Source organism: Bradyrhizobium sp. Ash2021 (genome assembly GCF_031202265.1).
In the GTDB taxonomy this organism is placed as follows: Bacteria; Pseudomonadota; Alphaproteobacteria; order Rhizobiales; family Xanthobacteraceae; genus Bradyrhizobium.
This window is the reverse complement of the sequence record NZ_CP100604.1, coordinates 6,763,293-6,780,502: the sequence shown is the minus strand read 5'-3', so window position 1 is coordinate 6,780,502 and position 17,210 is coordinate 6,763,293. Positions and strand designations below refer to the sequence as shown.

Genomic DNA, 17,210 nt, shown 5'->3' with positions numbered 1-17,210 from the left:
AACCATCCCAGGGAGACCCCATGCCGGCACCAGCAATTCATACCGTCCGTTTCGAGCCGCTCGGCGTCGAAATGGAAGTTGAAGAGGGCGAGACCGTGCTCGATGCAGCGTTCCGGCAGGGCATCTCCCTGATGCACGGCTGCAAGGAAGGTCAATGTGGCAGTTGCAAGTCCCGCCTGCTCGACGGCGACATCGAGCTTCTCAAATACTCGACGTTCGCGCTGCCGGATTATGAAAGTGAGACCAACCACGTTCTGCTATGCCGGACACACGCCTTCAGCGATCTGACCGTCGAACTTCTGAATTACGACGAAGATCTGTTGAGCCGCTCCATCGCGGTCAAGGAATTCGATGCGCGGGTCGTCGGCGTCCGGGCGCTGACCCACGATATCCGCCAGCTCGAGGTCGAGCTCGAAAAGCCGCTGCGCTTCTGGGCCGGACAGTATGTCGATCTGACGGTTCCGGAAAAGGGCATCACGCGCGCCTTCTCGATGGCAAGCGCGCCCAACAGTCCGACGACGCTTCATTTCATCATCAAGAAATATCCCGATGGCGCGTTCTCCTCGCTGCTCGACGGTGACTTGAAGCCCGGCGACAAGCTTATCGCCAAGGGACCGTATGGCACGTGTTTTCGCCGCGAGGAGCGCTCCGGCCCCATGATCCTGGTCGGCGGGGGCTCCGGGATGTCGCCGTTATGGTCGATTCTCGCCGATCATATCGAGAGCGGCGAACAGCGGCCGATCCGTTTCTTCTATGGGGCGCGCACGCGCGCGGACCTGTTCCTGCTGGACGAGTTGGCGGCCATCTCGAGCAAGCTTCCCGACTTCAAATTTATTCCGGCGCTGTCGCACGCGCAGCCCTCCGACGAGTGGCACGGCGAGAGCGGCTTCATCCACGAAGCCGTGGGCCGGCATCTTCGGCAAGAGCAACTGGCCGGCGAGATCGACAGCTATTCGTGCGGTCCGCCGCAGATGATCGACGCCGTTCTGCCGGTTCTGCAGATGGCCGGGGTCGAGCCGGATCGTATCTACTTCGACAAGTTCACACAGCCTACGCGATGAGAACGCCTGAACAAGCCCAGACCACACTCAGGACCACATACGACGACAACCAAGAAATCCGAGGAGGATACCATGAGCGCTCAAGTCCAAACTGCACCACAGAAGTCGGGAGCCGCGGGTGCGGCAATCTTCGCCGGTTCCGAAAGCCGGAAGTACAATTACTACGAACCGAAAGGCCGCAAGGCGACGCATTATGAAGACATGACCGTCGACGTTCAGCCCGACCCGGAACGCTATTTGTTGCAGGACTGGATCATCTCCTTCGGCGACGGACGCCCAGCCTATTCAAAAGACTCGACCGCCGCCAAAAGTTCGAACTGGCACAAGTTCCGCGCCATCGATCAGGAGTGGGAGCGCACCCATTACCAGCGTCAATCGACAATCTGCGGCATGATCCAGAACGTGATCGATAATGGTCGCAAGTCCGGCGCGGCATCGCGCTTCGACAAGACCTGGATCAAGGTTCTGCAGGATCACCTCGGCGCCTACAAACATGCCGAATTCGGCCTGGGGACCGCGACGATGCAGGCGCAGCGTTACGGCTATACCCAGATGATCAATAATGCCGTGTTGACCAACTCCTCCTACAAGCTGCGCTTTGCCCAGGATCTCACGCTCTATCTGGCCGAGCTGGGGATCGACATCGGTCCGACCCTCGATACCGCGGCGGGCAAGAAGCACTGGCTGGAGGATCCGGTCTGGCAGGGCACGCGCAAGTCCGTCGAGTCGATCATGGGCGCGACCGATTATCTCGAACAATACTTCGCGATCAATCTGGTGTTCGAGCCGCTCGTCGGCGAACTGTTCCGCAGCGGCTTCATCATGCAGTTGGCTGCCGCGCAGGGCGACTTCATCACGCCGGCGGTGGTCTCGGCCGCCGAGGCCGACTATGAGCGCAATCTCGCCAATGCGGTGGAGCTGTTCCATATCCTGGCCCACGAGCCGGAGTTCGCGGCTCACAACCAGGGCGTATTCAACGGTTGGCTCGCCGAGCATGGGGCGCTTGCGCTCGAGGCCGCGAAGAATCTGCAGCCGATCTGGTCGCAGCCACGGGCGAAGGTATCCAGCTTTGCCGATGCGCTGGCGGCCGCCAAGAACCGTATCAAGACCATCACCACCGAGGTCGGTATCCGGGCGCCTGCTTCGCTCACCGCCTAACAACCCGCAATCCCGTCAACAGAGAAGGAGGCAGCGATGTCCCAACACCAGGCCAACATTTTCAAATCGATGAAGGACGTCCGTTTCGAGGGGACGATTTCCCATCAATGCGGTGTGACCATGAACGACAGCGTCGAGGCGCGCGTCATCGCCGAGGTCATGGCGGACAAAGCCGGAATAACCGTCACCTATATGCCGGCGATGATCCGGATCGATGGTAACGGCAAAATCCTGTTCGACATGGCGGAGATTTCCGAGGCGCTCGGCCGCGTCATGACCCCGCATTTGTTCGAGATTTCGACCTCAACGCACTACGGCAGGATGGTGATGATCGACGACAACACCGTCGCGCTATTCGGCGACATGAACGATGCCCTTGCTTACGAATAGGCGTTCACGGCGACTAGCTGACGCGGCATCGATTGGCTCGCCCGGCAACACCGCATGGGCCGGGTGAAAATCAGGATAGGGGAGAAACAACATGTTTAAGACCAAGGACGGCGAAGAGATCTTTGTGATCGACGGGCATACTCATTTCTGGGACGGCAGCCCGCAAAACCAAAAGAATGTACACGGCAAGCAATTCATCGATTGCTTCTACGCCTATCACTCAAATCTCAGCCCGAAGGAATGGCTGTGGCCGAAGGAGAAGTTTGAAAAGTACGATGCGCAGACCATGCACGACGATCTCTTTGTGCATGGCTATGACGATATGGCGATCTTGCAATCGACCTACCTGTCCGACTTCTACAAGAAGGGCTTCAACAACATCGAGCGCAACTATGCGATGAAGAAGGCCTATCCCAACCGCTTCATCATCAATGGCGCGTTCGATCCGCGGGACGGCGAGCGAGGCCTCGATCAGCTGCGCGCCGACGCGGAGAAATACCACCTGAAGGGCGTCAAGCTGTATACCGCCGAATGGAAGGGAGACTCCAAAGGCTACAAGCTGACCGATCCGGCGTCCTACCGGTTCCTGGAAGAAGCAGAGAAGCTCGGAATCAAGAACATTCATGTTCATAAGGGGCCGACGATTTTGCCCCTGAACCGCGACGCCTTCGATGTCGCCGACGTGGATGATGTCGCGACATCCTTCCAGAACCTGAACTTCATCATCGAGCATTGCGGCCTGCCGCGGCTGGACGATTTCTGCTGGATCGCCACGCAGGAGACCAACGTCTATGGCGGTCTTGCCGTCGCGCTGCCGTTCATTCATACGCGGCCGGGCTATTTTGCTCACGTCATTTCCGAGCTGCTGTTCTGGCTCGGCGAGGATAAGCTGCTTTACGGCAGCGATTACGGCATCTGGACGCCGAAATGGCTGATCGAGAAATTCATGGCCTTCGAGCTGCCGGACGATGTGGCCAGGGAGACCGGCGTGTCGTTGTCGCTGACCGCGAAGAAGAAAATTCTTGGGCTGAATGCGGCGCGCCTCTACGACGTCGATATCACGGCGCAGAAGCAGAAGCTGATGGCTCCTCTGGCGGCCGCATCATGACCGTTGCCAGCGGACCATATGCCGGTCGTACGTCCGAGATCTGGGATCGGCTACACCATGTGACCGACCCGGAACTCGACGAGTCGGTGACAGAACTCGGCTTCGTCACTAGCGTGGAGGTGGATGCCATCGACCATGTCCACATCCAGTTCCGTCTACCGACCTATTGGTGCGCCGCCAACTTCGCCTTCATGATGGCGGACGATATGCGTGCGGCCGTGAGCGCCTTGCCATGGGTTCGCGGTGCGAGCGTCGTTCTTGGCGAGCACATGTATGCCGACAAGATCAACTGCGGTATTTCGCAGGGCCTGTCGTTCCAGGAAACCTTCGGCAGCGAGGCAACCGCAGATTTGAGTGAAGTGCGTCGCACCTTTCTCCTGAAGGCGTTTCAGCGCCGCCAGGAAGCACTGCTGAGTCAGCTGATGGCTCGGGGTTACACGGCGGAACAACTCGTCACGATGATCCTTGCCGATGTCCAGGCGCTGGTTGTCGAAAAGGAAGGCCAAGACCTGGTGGGGCGCTATCTGGAGCGGCGCGAGATCGTTGGACCGTGCAGCCCGGATGCGCCGGCATTCCTGTCGGCGGAGGGGCGGCGTCTCCCGGCCGAGGGCCTCGAGGTTTATGTCAGAGGCCTGCGGCGCGTCGGTGTCAACGCCGAGTTCAACGGCGCCTTGTGCCGTGGCCTGTTGTCGGCGCGCTTCGACATGACGACCCCTTTGCCCGAGCGTCCCAAGGTGAATCCGTCTTAGCGGGGCGCCGGAAGCCAACGGCAACAAAAATCGGGAGGAAATCAATGCCAAAGATGATGCTGCACGACGAAGCCGCGCGCGAGGCCCTGGGCCGCGGGGTTGCAAAACTGGCGCGGGCTGTCGCGGCGACGCTGGGACCGCAGGGTATGAACGCGATCATGGATCGACCGATCGGCACGCCGATCGTCTCCCGCGACGGCGTAAGCATAGCCGACGAGATCGAACTCGAATGTCCGTTCGAGAATATGGGCGCGCAGATCGTGCGCGAGGTGTCCCGGCAGACCAACGAGGTCGCCGGCGATGGCACCACGACAGCGACGGTGCTGGCGGATGCGCTTGTTCAGCAGGGGCTTGCGTGCCTCGCTGGTGGCGCCAATCCGGTGGAACTGGTTCATGGCATCGAAGCGGCCGTCGAGGCGACCATCGCAACCCTGAAACGAGAGGCAAAGCAGCTACAGGGCGGCGAGGGTGTGCGGGCGATCGCACGCGTTGCCGCCAACGATGTCGCGCTTGGAAATCTTGTCGCTGAAGCCTTTGAACGGGCTGGGGCGCAGGGCATCGTCGACGTGCAATTTGGCATCGGCGTCAACACCGTCCTGGAAGTTGTCGAGGGCATGGCGTTCGACCGCGGCTATCTGTCCCATCACATGGTGACGGATGTCGAGAGGATGCAGGTCGTGCTCGATAATCCCTACATTCTGATGACGGACCACAAGATCCTGTCGCCAGCCGAGTTGACGACGGCTTATGGATTGATAGCGAAGAGCGGACGGCCGCTGCTGCTGATCGCCGATGAGGTGGCCCCGTCCTGCATCATCGACATGCTGGCACGGCGCGAGCGCGACCAGCTCAGGGTTGCGGCCATTCATCCACCGGAATACGGACACTGGCGCAAGGCCCTGCTTGAGGATATCGCGATCACGACGGGGGGAAAGGTCATCGCCCGCGATCTCGGTGGCAGTGTCGACAAGTGCGGATTCGCCGATCTCGGCAGCGCGCGCCAGGTGCGGATCTCGGCTGAACGAACGCTGATCACCGCAGGCAATGGCAATCAAGTTGCCATCGACGCCCGGCGCGAACAGATCAAGCGGCAATATGACGCCGCGCCGGAGAACATCGAGCGCGACAAGTTTCAGGAGCGGCTGGCAAAGCTCGCGGGCGGTACGGCCATCATTCTCGCCGGCGGCGCAACTCCCGTCGAGCAGAAGCGACGTGTGCAATTGATCGAGGATTCGATTAACGCCACGCGCGCCGCGCTCGAAGAGGGTGTCGTGCCGGGCGGCGGCGTCGCCCTGGTGCGTGCTGCGCCGGCACTGGATCCGCTGATCGCCAGCCTCACCGGCAGCGCCCGGCAAGGCGCAGAACTTCTGCAGCAGGCCCTGATGCAACCGCTTTTCCGGATTGCCGCCAATTGCGGTCTGGACGGCAAGACCTACGTCAACAAGGTGGCAAAATCGCTTAATGGCGTTGGCCTCGATGCCCGCACAGGAGGCCTCGTTGATCTAGTCCAGGCCGGCATCATCGATCCCGTCAAGGTGAGCTATAGCGCGGTGCGCAATGCGGCATCGGTAGCGGGATTAATTCTCACGACGCAGACGTTGATAGCCAAGAAGCCGGACGATTTTGATCCGACGGCGGCACCGGCGCGGGGCGGCGGAGCAGAGCTTCTCGGCCGAGCCTGAAATACGCGGCTGATCAAGACGAGAGACGGTACTGGTCGCGGCATTAGTTGCGGCAAAGGAAACACGCGCGCGAGCGCGCCATTCTACAATCTCGTCAATACGCGGGAAGCGATGGCCGCTTCTGGCGCGTAAGCGACCACCGGCAGGATGCCAGTGGTCGACGATTAGAGCTCGATCTGCTCGGCGATATTTAGAGCGTCATCCACCTCGATCCCGAGATAACGGACGGTGCTCTCTAGCTTCGTTTGGCCGAGTAGGAGTTGCACAGCGCGCAGGTTGCCAGTCTTGCGATAGATCCGGGCAGTCTTCGTGCGTCGCATCGAGTGCGTGCCAAAAGCGGTTGACTCCAAGCCGATACTTTCAACCCAGCGATGCACTAGCCCGGATATCTCACACCACCATTGATAAGGCACGGGGTACGGCGTCAAGCGGTGCCTTGTCGCGGCCTCTGGTTAGGTGGAGGGGCGGTTATGGCCAAGCGGCTCGCGGCAAGCGAGTCTGGGTTTGGTCGTGCGCGGCATGCGGGTAAATCTGGGCGCGCCGGTCCCGTTGTGGGCCAACCTCGGCGATGTCGGCGAGGCCCGCGGCTCAGCTCGTGTTGGCGGCAGCGATGAGAGCCTGATGTGCAGTGGCAAAGACGGCCTTGTAGGGACAGCCGGACGCCATGGCGAACTTGATGCGGCGAACGCTGATGGTGACGAGCGCGCCGATCTTGAACAGCTTGCGGCGAATGGTGCCGCAGCTGGCATCGGCCAGGTCGGTCGCCTGCAGAGCGATGCGACGTAGGCCCTCGATCAGCACGTAGGCCATCGAGGCGCAGTAAAGCCGCAACTGGTTGGCCTTCATGGTGGCGGTGGAGGTGCGATCGGCGAACAGGTCCATCTGGCATTCTTTGATGCGGTTCTCCATCTCGCCGCGGGCGCAGTAGACTGCTTCGTAGAGATGCCGGCCCTCGCCATCGGCGCCGGTCAGCGAGGTGACGATGAAGCGCGGATTGGCCTCGCCTTTCGTCCACTCCGCCTTGACGATGACCCGCCGCTTGCGGCTCCAGCTCTTGCGGGTCGACCAGATCAGCTCCTTGAAGCGGCGCGCCGGCTCCCCGCTCGCCTGGCTCTCGTCGCGGGCCTCGGCCAATTCGGCCTCGATCGTGCGCGCAAGACGGACGTTCCTGGCAAGCCCGAAGATGAAGTCGACCCCATTGGCCTCACACCAGCTCATCAGCGTGTCGCGCGCAAAGCCCGAGTCGGCGCGCAGAATGATGCGCGTGTGCGGCCAGCGCGCGCGGATCTGCGCCACGATCCGGGCGATCTCCTCGACCGAACCGGCCGCGGCATCGATGTTGGCGGGCCGCAGCTTCGCCGCCAGCAAGTGACGGCCGCAGAAGATGTACAGCGGCAGATAGCAGTAGCAGTCGTAGTAGCCGTGGAAGAACCGCCCCTCCTGGTGCCCATGCAGCGGATCGTCGGTCGCGTCGAGATCGAGGACGATCTCCTGGGGCGCCGTCTTGTGCGCCTCCAGGAACAGCGTGACAAACAAGGCTTCAATCGCCGACGGATCGTGCGCGATCTTGTGGTAACGCGTCGCCACATCCCGGCTCAGCTCCAGTCGGTTCAGCGTCGATTTGCCGGCCACCGGTGCGCAGTCCCCCCGCCGGGCCGCCAGCTTGCCCGCCAGCACCGCCATCACCGGATCGTGCCGCAGCTCGTCGTGGTCGTTGATGTCCTCGTAACCGAGCGCAATCCCGAAGACCCGCTGCCCGACCAGCGTCGGTACAAGATGTTCGACGAGCCGGGGGTGCCGCCGATCGATGAAGCATTCGGCAAACCGACCAACCAGCCCGATCGCCCGATCGGTTGCGCCCAACAGCAGCGCCCCGGCGTCCGACGTGATCGCTCCACCATCAAAACCCGCTATCACCGGACGGCTTGCTACGGGTGCAAACTCGAACAGTTCTGCGCTACACTCTGTCGGCATCGGGGCGCTCCTCGAATCATCGGAAAGTGGTTGCGGCACAACAACTTTCGCTGATTCGGCGCTCCGTTGCGCTCAACTGTGTGAGATATCCGGGCTAGCCGTGCTTATTGGCGGATTGATATGTGGAGCCTTGCATGAAGTCGACTTGGGAAGAGAAATCGGGAACCAGTGATTCGGAGCATTGGCAGTCAGGCTTCAACGGAGCTCCTCGATTGCTCCGTGATCTCGAACTGGACTGGTCGACCGGTCTTCTTTTGAACAATCGTCGCTCGATGCCGCACCTTTGTTCCTGAGCAAATGTCGTCCAATCGAAGTTTGACCAGATCGCAGGCGCGAAGCTTGCTGTCGACGGCTAGGTTGAAGATGACAAGGTCACGCCGTGATCGGGCGATTTCTAGACGAACACGAATAGATCAAAACGTGCTTCGGTTCGAGAGGCTTCTTCCGTCCGATAAGCAATCCCTTGTTCCAAGGTCGTTGTTTTCTCCCTACAGGGCGAACAAGCATGAGGGCTCCTCCGCCACTCCACCCTCCGCGTCGCTCTACCGCGAGCGTGCTATTTATAACGATCAAGCAGGAGTCTGGCTCTCGTAGAGCGCTTGAGCGGCCGCTTCTGGCAGCGCAAAGCGGCCGTTCAAATGCAATAGCCATCTCGTAACTGATAAGGAATGAGTAGAAATGGAGTCAGTTCACACTGATAAGCAAATGAGCAAATATTGAAATCCTTATCAGTTTGCGGCTTTGGGCGTGTTTCGCACTACCACATTGTCGGCTGTCGGTTTGTAGCTCTCCGGCCGGCTCAGAAAGCTTACCTTACGAGTGAGTGCAGTCGCGCTGTTGTTCTCAGCATCTTCGTCCACGGCTTGGTTTTGCTGATCAAACGTGGAAAGCGCCATGACCAATTGAGGCCGCGGCCGGTTTGGTGCTAATCAACAATATGCCTGTCGGGGCCGATAATGTAGGACCTTGCAAGGGTCGCCCGTCATGCCGTTTCAGAACAGAACCGATGCCGGTCGGAAGTTGGCGAAGGAACTTCTCAAGTACAGGAGCCGCCACCCCGTGGTCCTGGCGCTTCCCAGAGGCGGCGTTTCGGTCGCGGCGGAAATCGCCGCCTCTCTCGATGCTCCACTTGATTTGATACTTGTCCGCAAGATCGGTCTGCCAAGCCAGCCGGAACTTGCGATGGGGGCCGTCGTGGACGGCGATAAGCCGACCGTCATTCGCAACAATGACGTTATCGAGTTATCTGGCGTGAGCGAGCGAACGTTCCAAAAGGTCTGCAGCGAGGAGCACGCCGAAATAGAGCGGCGACGTCAACGCTATCTGGGCGGTCGAGCAAGGTCAGAAGTAAAAGGGAAAGTGGCGATCATCGTCGATGACGGGATTGCGACCGGCGCAACGACGCTTGCAGCAATAAGAGCCGTTCGCAAGCGGGAGCCGAAGGAACTGGTGCTCGCGGTGCCCGTGGCGCCGGTTGATACCGTCGAGAAGCTGCATTCCGAAGTGGATGCAATCGTTTGCCTGGAAACGCCGCGGGATCTTGGCGCGATTGGATATTTTTACCGCGATTTTCGGCAGATCAGTGACGACGAGGTTATCGCTATTCTCAAACGATTTCCTGCGATCAAGCCGGCGCAAGCGCCGTGAGAGCCGATGCCGAGCGTGTTGCTCACGGACCAGGTAAGGTACGGCCCGGGCCTGGCTGATGGACGCCACCGCCCATTTGCTGCGCTGGAGAGGACCGATCTCAGTGTAGTACCGCAGCCGCAGACCGAATCCCGATCCCGAATTGGCCTAGCCGTAAGCGGCTATCTCTCATACCAACCGACGAGGATCGCTTCCGCGATCACAAATTTGCGTGCTTCCCGCTCGACGTCACGGCAGGACGCATTGGCCTGTGCCCGAAGATGATCCGTCGAGAGGGCAAGAAGCCGGAAGTGATAGTGGTGTGGCCCATGGCCGTGCGGCGGACAAGGGCCGCCATAGCCCGCTTTCCGAAAATCGTTGAAGGCCAGCTTTTTCTTTGTGTTCTGCCCGGCCCCCTCCGCAAGCTCCGTTACGGTCGGAGGAATATCGTAGACCGCCCAATGATGCCATGTTCCGGCGGGCGCATCGGGATCATCGCAGAGCAGGACAAGACTGCGCGTCCCTGCAGGCGCGCCGGACCATTGCAAGGGTGGCGAGAGGTTTTCGCCGTCGCAGGTAAAGCGTCGCGGAATTGCTGCACCATCGGCGAAGGCGCTTGAAACAAGTTTCATGGCTCTCTCCATCAGGCTGCAGGAGGCATCGGCGCGGGCTTGACGTGCCCTTCCAGATCCGCCTCGGCCAGCGAGCGAGCATCGATTGCCGTACCTCGTCGCGTAGCCGAACGAGCGTGATCAGATTGCAGAGCCGTAGTTCGATCTTGCCGGTGCGGAGTCCAAAAGTCTGCTTAAATCTGAAAGTTCATGGAGCATTGACCAAAATCAACCCGGTGTACAAAGGAGGGTTCCTTGGCCAGTGAAGGTAGAATGGCGCACAAGACGCGTGAAAAACCTGCTGCAGAATAGTTTGCCATGCGACCGATCTTCCATCCGAGCCTGGTCAACGGTCGCTACGGCGACCCGACGGTCTATGTGGAGACGCTGTTCAAAATACACAGTGTGCTGTTCGATCTCGGAGAAATCGCTTCACTGTCACCGCGGAAGATACGACGCGTCGACCAGATCTTCGTCTCGCATGCGCATATCGATCATTTCATTGGCTTTGATCATCTGCTCCGTTTGCTTGTGGGACACGAGAAAACAGTACACCTTTACGGCCCGGCCGGCTTTGCCGAGTGCGTCTATCACAAGCTTCAGGCCTATCGATGGAACCTGGTCGAGAGCTACGGCCCCGATCTAGTCTTCGTTGTGAGCGAGCTTGAGACGGCGAACTCCATCTCTACCAGGCAGTTCCGGTTGAAGAGGGCTTTTGCCGGGGAACCGTCGGCGTCGAAAACAACTCTTGACGGCGTACTCTGTGACGAACGGACCTGCCGCGTCTCAGCCGCCATCCTCGAGCATCGTACGCCCTGCCTCGGCTTTGCCCTGCAGGGAGCGGCCCATGTCAATATTTGGAAGAATCGCTTGTCCGAGCGCGGGCTTCCTGTCGGGCCGTGGCTGCGGTGGCTCAAGCAGGCCGTTGTGGAAGGCCGTCCGGACGATTATTTGATACCGATCGATGGAGCTGCGACTTCGGAAGGTCGCCTCGAGCGGCTCGGCAGCCTGCGTGACCTCCTGACGGTCACTGCCGGTCAGAAGATTGCCTATGTTACCGATGTCACCGACACGCCGGCCAATCGTGCCGCCATCGTGGCGCTCGTTCAGAATGCGGATATCCTCTTCATTGAGGCGGCATTTGCGGGGGCGGACGCCGCATTGGCGAGGGACCGGGCCCATCTTACAACCACGGCTGCGGGAGAAATTGCGCGGGAAGCCAATGTGCGCCGCGTCGAGCCGTTTCACTTCTCTCCGCGCTATGCGGGAGCGCAGGAGCGCTTGCTGGCAGAGGTGATGACGGCGTTCAGGGATCCCACACCTGACGCAAAAACCTGAGTGGTATTTCATGCCCGAGGAAAGACATTTGCCGGCTGGGCATCGGAAATCGGTGCGACTCTTCTTATGCGGAGATGTCATGTGCGGCCGCGGCATCGACCAGGTGTTGGCGCATCCCTGCAGCCCCGAAATTTACGAAGATTACGAACGATCGGCGGAGGGTTATGTGCTGCTCGCCGAGCAGGCGAACGGGCCCATTCCGCGGCGCAACGGGTCGTCCTACGTTTGGGGCGCTGCACTGGGCCAGTTGGAGCGCATGCAGCCGGACGCGCGGATCATCAATCTCGAAACGGCCGTAACCCGCAGCCACGACCGCGTGAACAAGGGCATCAACTACCGCGTGAGCCCCGAGAATGCAGAATGTATAGCGGCGGCCAAGATCAACTGCTGTGTATTGGCCAACAACCATGTGCTTGATTGGGGCCGCGCCGGCTTGCTGGAGACCCTGACGACTCTGCAGAAACTCAACGTCAAGGCGACGGGCGCAGGACGCAACGATCACGAAGCGCGTGCACCCGCGGTGCTGAACGTTGGCAAAGCGCGGCTCTTGATCTTTTCGTTTGGATCGACATCGAGCGGCATCCCGCTCGAGTGGGCTGCGACACCCGACGCTCCAGGTGTCAACTTGCTGCCTGACCTGTGCGAGGCGAGCGCGTTGGAGGTCGCTGACCGGGTCATGTCGCTCAGGCGGCCGGGCGATCTCATCGTCGTTTCGATCCATTGGGGATCCAATTGGGGATATCACATCCCGGATGAGCAGAAGATTTTGGCCCGGGCCCTCATCGACCAGGCAGGCGTGTCGATCGTTCACGGGCATTCTTCGCATCATCCGAGAGCGATCGAAATCTATCGGGACCGCCTCATTCTCTATGGCTGCGGTGATTTTCTGAACGACTATGAGGGGATCCATGGTTACGAGCGCTACCGGGACGACCTGGCCTTGATGTATTTCGCCGACCTGGATCCGACCAACGGAAGCCTCCATGCGCTCAAACTGGTTCCCCTGCAGATCAAGAACTTTCGTCTCTCCATTCCATCGTGGCGGGACATCGAATGGATCCAGCAGACACTGGATGGGAGATGTCAGCAGTTCGGAACAAGGGTCATTCCTGATTCCGAACGGCAGCTTGTAGTTATCAGGCCTAGGGCAGGGACCTAACTCTGGTCACAATACCTCCCGTGGACCGCTTTTGTGAATGTTTGCGGACGCCGGCCCCCGAGTGCGCCGCGCCACCTTCATGGGCTGGCATCCGAAAACCTTCACAGATGCGGCCATTGAACCGGATTTGAGGCTCGCGCTCGCCAAGCCGCGCTTTCGTTGGTTACGATCCACGTAATCCAGCACGCCGCTGCAGTTCCGAGCGTTACCTCAACGCGCGCTGAAGGTGAGGCCGGCGCGCTCCTTCAGACGCTCGCGCAACGTCGGCCCCATCAGCGCGCCCGGCGTCCAGGTGCCGCCCTCGCCCTGCACGTCGCGCACGAGGCAGAGAGCGCTCTCGGCGATCATCTTGCTGGTCGAGCCGTAGCCCGGATCGCGGTCGCCCGTAACTACCGCTTCGACCCGTCGGCCATCCGGCAGCTCGCCCAGGAAGAGGATGTCGTAGAAGCCCTTCTCGCGCTCTTCCCGAGTCGGGCCTGCGCCGGGTTTGAGGCCGCCGGTCCTGAACAAGGAAACCATCGTGGCGAACGTCTCCGTCGACACGCGAGCGATTTCCCCAAATCCCGGCGCGACCATCATCTCGTCGTAAACGAAGTCCGTGCCGTAGGGATGACCCAACAGGAAATTCGTGCGGTGCACGTTCTTGGTGTTGATCGGCGCCATTGGGAACGGCACGAGCCACGCGTTCATGCTCGGGTCGTAATGGGGGATGAGGCCCGACGGCTGAGACGGCCCGGTGAACCCCGGCGTCAACGCGAAGGGATCGGTCAGCAGCCGGATCAGCGCCGGGTCGCGCGCGGCGGCGGCCAACGTCGCCTGAGCGCTCGCCGCGGTGCCGCCAGACATGCCGCCTTTCACGTTACGCAGGCGAGCTTTGACCCGCCGCGCCGGGCGTCCGAATTTCTCGCGCGCCTTCTCCTGCAACGTGAGCACGCCAAGATCGAACGGGATGGAATCGAAGCCGCAGGAGAAGACGATGCGCGCGCCGGTCCGTTTCGCCTCTTCGTGATGGGCGTCGATCATGCGCCGCATCCAAGCCGGTTCGCCGCACAGATCAACATAGGCCGTGCCCGTGGCCGCGCAGGCCGCCACAAGCTCGGGACCGTGGAGTTGATAAGGCCCGACCGACGTGATGATCACGGCCGCACGCTCGCACATCGAACGCAGGCTGGCCGGCTCGGCGGCATCCGCCTTAACCAAAGGCAAATCGTCTGGTGCGCCGATGTCGGCACGCACCTTCTGGAGCTTGTCGGTCGAGCGTCCAGCGATCGCCCAGGACGGAGCATCGTCGCCGCGATAGGACGTCGCCAGATATTCGGCGATCAGACGGCCGGTGTAACCCGTCGCGCCATAGACGATGAGGTCGAAGTCCCGCTTCACGACGTTGGTCCTCCTCGAGACCCGGGAGCGCTATCTTCAGATCCGTGTGCAATCGCTCTGTACGCTTCGAGGTCTTCCGCAGCTATCAGTGAACTTCCATCTCGGGATACAGGACCAGCTCATTGTGATCTTCCGTTGCTTTCACCAAAGCGTTCCGCGCTGCAGGAGCAGCGCGAGCCTGCGAAATGTAAATGCCGGCAGCGCGAGCAAAGGAGCGGCGCCGGATTGCTAGTAAAATGCCTGCCGACGGCATGGTCGCTGCCCGTTCCGCCACAAAGATTTCGGCAGGTCCCGCTTCAAGGGCAGCTGTCGAGATTGTACAATCTTCCCGCCCGTTTGAAGGCGTCTCGTTGTCCTCAATGGACTTGCAATGTCTTCAGCGTGTCATCGGCGATAGAGTTCCACTTGAGGAACCTCCGCCGCGTTGCCCGCGAGAGTGGTCGTGGCGGTGGCCGGCTGCAACAGCCTGGCTGGGCGGGCGCGGGTGCACCGCCCATGCGCAATGCCGGCGTGAGCCGCGGCAAACGGCTGGAACATCAGTTCGGGCAAGCTTTCCGATCGCGTGCCCGTGAAGGTTACCAATGCGAACAGAAGATCTTGAGCCCCTGCGTAAGCACATGCTTGCGGTCATCGCCGCCGGCGCCTTTGAGCTGCGCGACGCGATCGGCAAGAATGCGCTAGACGAACGCGTCATGACGGCCATGGGCAAGGTGCCGCGGCACGAATTTGTGCCAATCGAACTTCAGCACTACGCGTATGACAATATTCCACTTCCAATCGGCTTCGCGAAGACCATCTCGCAGCCATTTGTCGTCGCCTTAATGACCGATCTGCTCGACATCAAGGCCGACGACAGCGTTCTCGAAATCGGTACCGGTCTTGGCTACCAGGCCGCTATCCTCGCGCAGCTGGCCCGCAGGGTATACTCCGTTGAAATAATCGAAGAGTTTGGTCAAGCGGCGAAACAACGACTCCGACAGCAGGGCTGCAGCAATGTCGAACTCAAGATTGCCAATGGCTATCACGGTTGGTCAGAGCACGCCCCCTTTGACAAGGTGATCGTAACGGCCGCTCCCGATCTGATTCCTCCTCCGCTGATCCACCAATTGAAAGCGGGTGGGAAAATGGTGATACCGGCCGGCCTGCCCAATACGCAGCAGCTCATTGTGGCCGAGAAGCTCGCCAACGGCAGAATGACGATGAAAGAGATTCTGCCCGTCCGATTCTCTCAACTCGAGGGGACTGAACCCGGCTTATCATAAGCCCGGTGATGCATCCGTAACGGAGCATAGATGACCACCTCGAAAACGATCGCCGGCCTGATCGGTCCCACCCTTGTCGCTATCGCCGCCGGCATGCTGCTGAACTTTGGCTCGTTCCCTACATTGGCGGAACTGGTTTCCCGCGACCCCGCGCTCATCTTCGTGTCAGGCATCCTCTTGTTCGTCGCTGGGCTTGCCATTGTGCGCGTTCACAATCGCTGGACGAACGGATGGCCGGTGCTTGTGACCGTCCTTGGCTGGCTGTTCGTCCTGGGTGGCCTTGCCCGAATGCTTTTTCCAACCGGACTCGCCGCGATTGCCGCCGGAATTGGCCAGATCACCGGCGCGATCATTGCAGGAGGCATCGTCCTCCTGGGGCTCGGCGCCTTTCTTTCGTTCAAGCCATATCGACGTGATTGAGCACGCGCACCCTTTCCAGCGAGCGTTTTCATGACAGCTGTGGGTCAAATGCGACCTCGCGGGGAGGGCAGCTCTTGGCGCGAAGCGGACATTCGACGAAACACCGACGTCAGCTAAGTGCCCCATTAGCAGAAATGCGGCGCGATTCCGTCACCAGATCAATACGGGCGAGGTTTTCGGCACACCTAGGCGTCGGCGGCGAAGGCGGCCGGTCGTTCAAGGTCGCGCAATCAGCAATGGCTGCACGTTTGCGCCGCCGGCCATTCGGGGACTCGACGGCTCGAAGTGCTCTCGCAGCTCTCGCTTCTGGACGAGCGCGCGCGCAACAACAAAGGCGTCCTTCAGGCCTTTAGCTCGCCGGAGTGCGACGTTGAAAAAGGCATCGCCGAAATAGGTCCACTTGGCCTTGTCCCGGCAGCCGAACGATGGATGGTCGGCATCGGCCGCAGTGATGACCAGCATATCGGGGTTCGCGAGACGAGGGATGAAGACTCCTGAATAGCAGGCCGAGATGACCACCACCTTGTGTCGCACGCCCGTCCGCGCCAGCATGTCCGCGAGATTAGACGGCGTGAGCGTTTGCGTGCGCCGCCCTGCTTTGACTGCAAGGCCGGCGGTGGAGCCGTGCGAGGTGAGTATCAAAAACAGAACATCGTTCTCGGCGTCCATCCCCTTGGCTGCCACTTGCAATGACATGGCCAGTGCTTCGATCGTTGCACCTCCGCCCCTCTTCGAATTGTACTGCACGTTGATCTGGCCGTTGCCGAAGCGGCTCGCTACGACCTGAGCTGCGCCGGTCGCCTCACTTTTAAACACGCCTTGATCGCCGAAGAGGCCGAAGGACACTACGCTAACCTTGCGAGCATCCTCAACGGCGTGCGCCGGCGGAACCGACGGCACGACGGTCAAAACAAAAGCCGTGAGCGGCGCGCCGAGCCGGCTGATCCAAGACTTGGACATCATGGCGAGCCTCGTTTCGTGATCGCCACCATAGCAGAGCAGCGTAAACGGAATTGCGGAATTACGGTCAGTCTCCATTCCTCGGGACGGCACTTCTCACGCCCCAAGCAGACCTTCTTGTATCTTTTCACGGCGAGCCACTCCAGGGCCGGCAGGGAGGCCTCTGGTTGTTTCGGTGTGGGTCGACGTGGTCCTCCACGCCGCTTCGAATCGGATCCAGCAGCGGCGCTTCTGAATGGCGCGCCAATTTAAATCAGGTATTTCTGACATTTTTGGCTGCGCGACGCGTGTCTCTATTTGTGGGGGGCACGTCGGGACGCAAAGTGTTCCTG

15 protein-coding genes and 1 pseudogene are annotated in these 17,210 nt (G+C 60.5%); 11 read left to right on the top strand and 5 right to left on the bottom strand.

Features of this window, described 5'->3' with window-relative positions; translation table 11 throughout:
- The first annotated feature begins 20 nt into the window (after positions 1-20).
- The 6 genes from NL528_RS32755 to NL528_RS32730 all read left to right on the top strand — a co-directional run bounded on the left by NL528_RS32755 (position 21) and on the right by NL528_RS32730 (position 6,148).
- Complete coding sequence (locus NL528_RS32755) at positions 21-1,061, top strand: FAD-binding oxidoreductase (protein WP_309178498.1); 1,041 nt, start codon at positions 21-23, stop codon at positions 1,059-1,061.
- Positions 1,062-1,133: 72 nt separating this feature from the next.
- On the top strand, positions 1,134-2,219 hold the full coding sequence (locus NL528_RS32750) for an aromatic/alkene monooxygenase hydroxylase subunit beta (protein WP_309178497.1): 1,086 nt from the start codon (positions 1,134-1,136) through the stop codon (positions 2,217-2,219).
- A 36-nt stretch (positions 2,220-2,255) separates the two neighbouring features.
- On the top strand, positions 2,256-2,609 hold the full coding sequence (locus NL528_RS32745) for an MmoB/DmpM family protein (protein WP_309178496.1): 354 nt from the start codon (positions 2,256-2,258) through the stop codon (positions 2,607-2,609).
- Positions 2,610-2,700: 91 nt separating this feature from the next.
- Complete coding sequence (locus NL528_RS32740; protein ID WP_309178495.1) at positions 2,701-3,717, top strand: amidohydrolase family protein; 1,017 nt, start codon at positions 2,701-2,703, stop codon at positions 3,715-3,717.
- Positions 3,714-4,466 carry an iron-sulfur cluster assembly protein gene (locus tag NL528_RS32735; RefSeq protein WP_309178494.1) on the top strand — a complete coding sequence of 251 codons (753 nt, stop codon included), beginning with the start codon at positions 3,714-3,716 and terminating at the stop codon, positions 4,464-4,466. The genes NL528_RS32740 and NL528_RS32735 overlap by 4 nt, the downstream gene beginning before the upstream one ends.
- Positions 4,467-4,510: 44 nt before the next feature.
- Positions 4,511-6,148 (top strand): molecular chaperone GroEL, encoded by a 1,638-nt coding sequence (locus tag NL528_RS32730; RefSeq protein WP_309178493.1) that lies wholly within the window; start codon positions 4,511-4,513, stop codon positions 6,146-6,148.
- Between the two features lie 164 nt (positions 6,149-6,312).
- Here the strand turns inward: NL528_RS32730 and NL528_RS32725 are convergent.
- Both NL528_RS32725 and NL528_RS32720 read right to left on the bottom strand, forming a co-directional pair.
- Positions 6,313-6,528, bottom strand: a pseudogene (locus tag NL528_RS32725) (tyrosine-type recombinase/integrase); the annotation flags it as partial.
- 208 nt (positions 6,529-6,736) lie between these two features.
- The gene (locus NL528_RS32720; RefSeq protein ID WP_309185101.1) at positions 6,737-8,122 is read right to left on the bottom strand and encodes an IS1380 family transposase; all 1,386 of its coding nucleotides are present in this window, start codon (positions 8,120-8,122) and stop codon (positions 6,737-6,739) included.
- A 984-nt stretch (positions 8,123-9,106) separates the two neighbouring features.
- On the opposite strand from NL528_RS32720, the gene NL528_RS32715 reads away from it, so the two are divergent.
- Positions 9,107-9,769 carry a phosphoribosyltransferase gene (locus NL528_RS32715; protein ID WP_309178492.1) on the top strand — a complete coding sequence of 221 codons (663 nt, stop codon included), beginning with the start codon at positions 9,107-9,109 and terminating at the stop codon, positions 9,767-9,769.
- A gap of 161 nt (positions 9,770-9,930) precedes the next feature.
- Here the strand turns inward: NL528_RS32715 and NL528_RS32710 are convergent, their stop codons facing one another.
- Entirely contained in the window at positions 9,931-10,380 is a 450-nt protein-coding gene (locus NL528_RS32710; protein WP_309178490.1) for a YbhB/YbcL family Raf kinase inhibitor-like protein, read from the bottom strand.
- Positions 10,381-10,677: 297 nt separating this feature from the next.
- Here NL528_RS32710 and NL528_RS32705 point away from each other — a divergent pair, with 297 nt between their 5' ends.
- The gene (locus NL528_RS32705; RefSeq protein ID WP_309178489.1) at positions 10,678-11,697 is read left to right on the top strand and encodes an MBL fold metallo-hydrolase; all 1,020 of its coding nucleotides are present in this window, start codon (positions 10,678-10,680) and stop codon (positions 11,695-11,697) included.
- Between the two features lie 79 nt (positions 11,698-11,776).
- Positions 11,777-12,856, top strand: a complete 1,080-nt coding sequence (locus NL528_RS32700) for a CapA family protein (RefSeq protein WP_309178488.1) — start codon at positions 11,777-11,779, stop codon at positions 12,854-12,856.
- A gap of 210 nt (positions 12,857-13,066) precedes the next feature.
- Here the strand turns inward: NL528_RS32700 and NL528_RS32695 are convergent, their stop codons facing one another.
- The gene (locus NL528_RS32695; protein WP_309178487.1) at positions 13,067-14,236 is read right to left on the bottom strand and encodes a saccharopine dehydrogenase NADP-binding domain-containing protein; all 1,170 of its coding nucleotides are present in this window, start codon (positions 14,234-14,236) and stop codon (positions 13,067-13,069) included.
- A 581-nt stretch (positions 14,237-14,817) separates the two neighbouring features.
- Between NL528_RS32695 and NL528_RS32690 the strand changes: the two genes are divergently transcribed.
- Together NL528_RS32690 and NL528_RS32685 are read left to right on the top strand one after the other, a co-directional pair.
- A complete protein-coding gene (locus tag NL528_RS32690) occupies positions 14,818-15,498 on the top strand; it encodes a protein-L-isoaspartate(D-aspartate) O-methyltransferase (RefSeq protein ID WP_309178486.1) in 681 nt (226 codons plus the stop codon).
- A 30-nt stretch (positions 15,499-15,528) separates the two neighbouring features.
- Entirely contained in the window at positions 15,529-15,918 is a 390-nt protein-coding gene (locus NL528_RS32685) for a hypothetical protein (protein ID WP_309178485.1), read from the top strand.
- A 216-nt stretch (positions 15,919-16,134) separates the two neighbouring features.
- Here the strand turns inward: NL528_RS32685 and NL528_RS32680 are convergent, their stop codons facing one another.
- Positions 16,135-16,881, bottom strand: a complete 747-nt coding sequence (locus NL528_RS32680) for a C13 family peptidase (protein WP_309178484.1) — start codon at positions 16,879-16,881, stop codon at positions 16,135-16,137.
- Positions 16,882-17,210 lie beyond the last annotated feature (329 nt).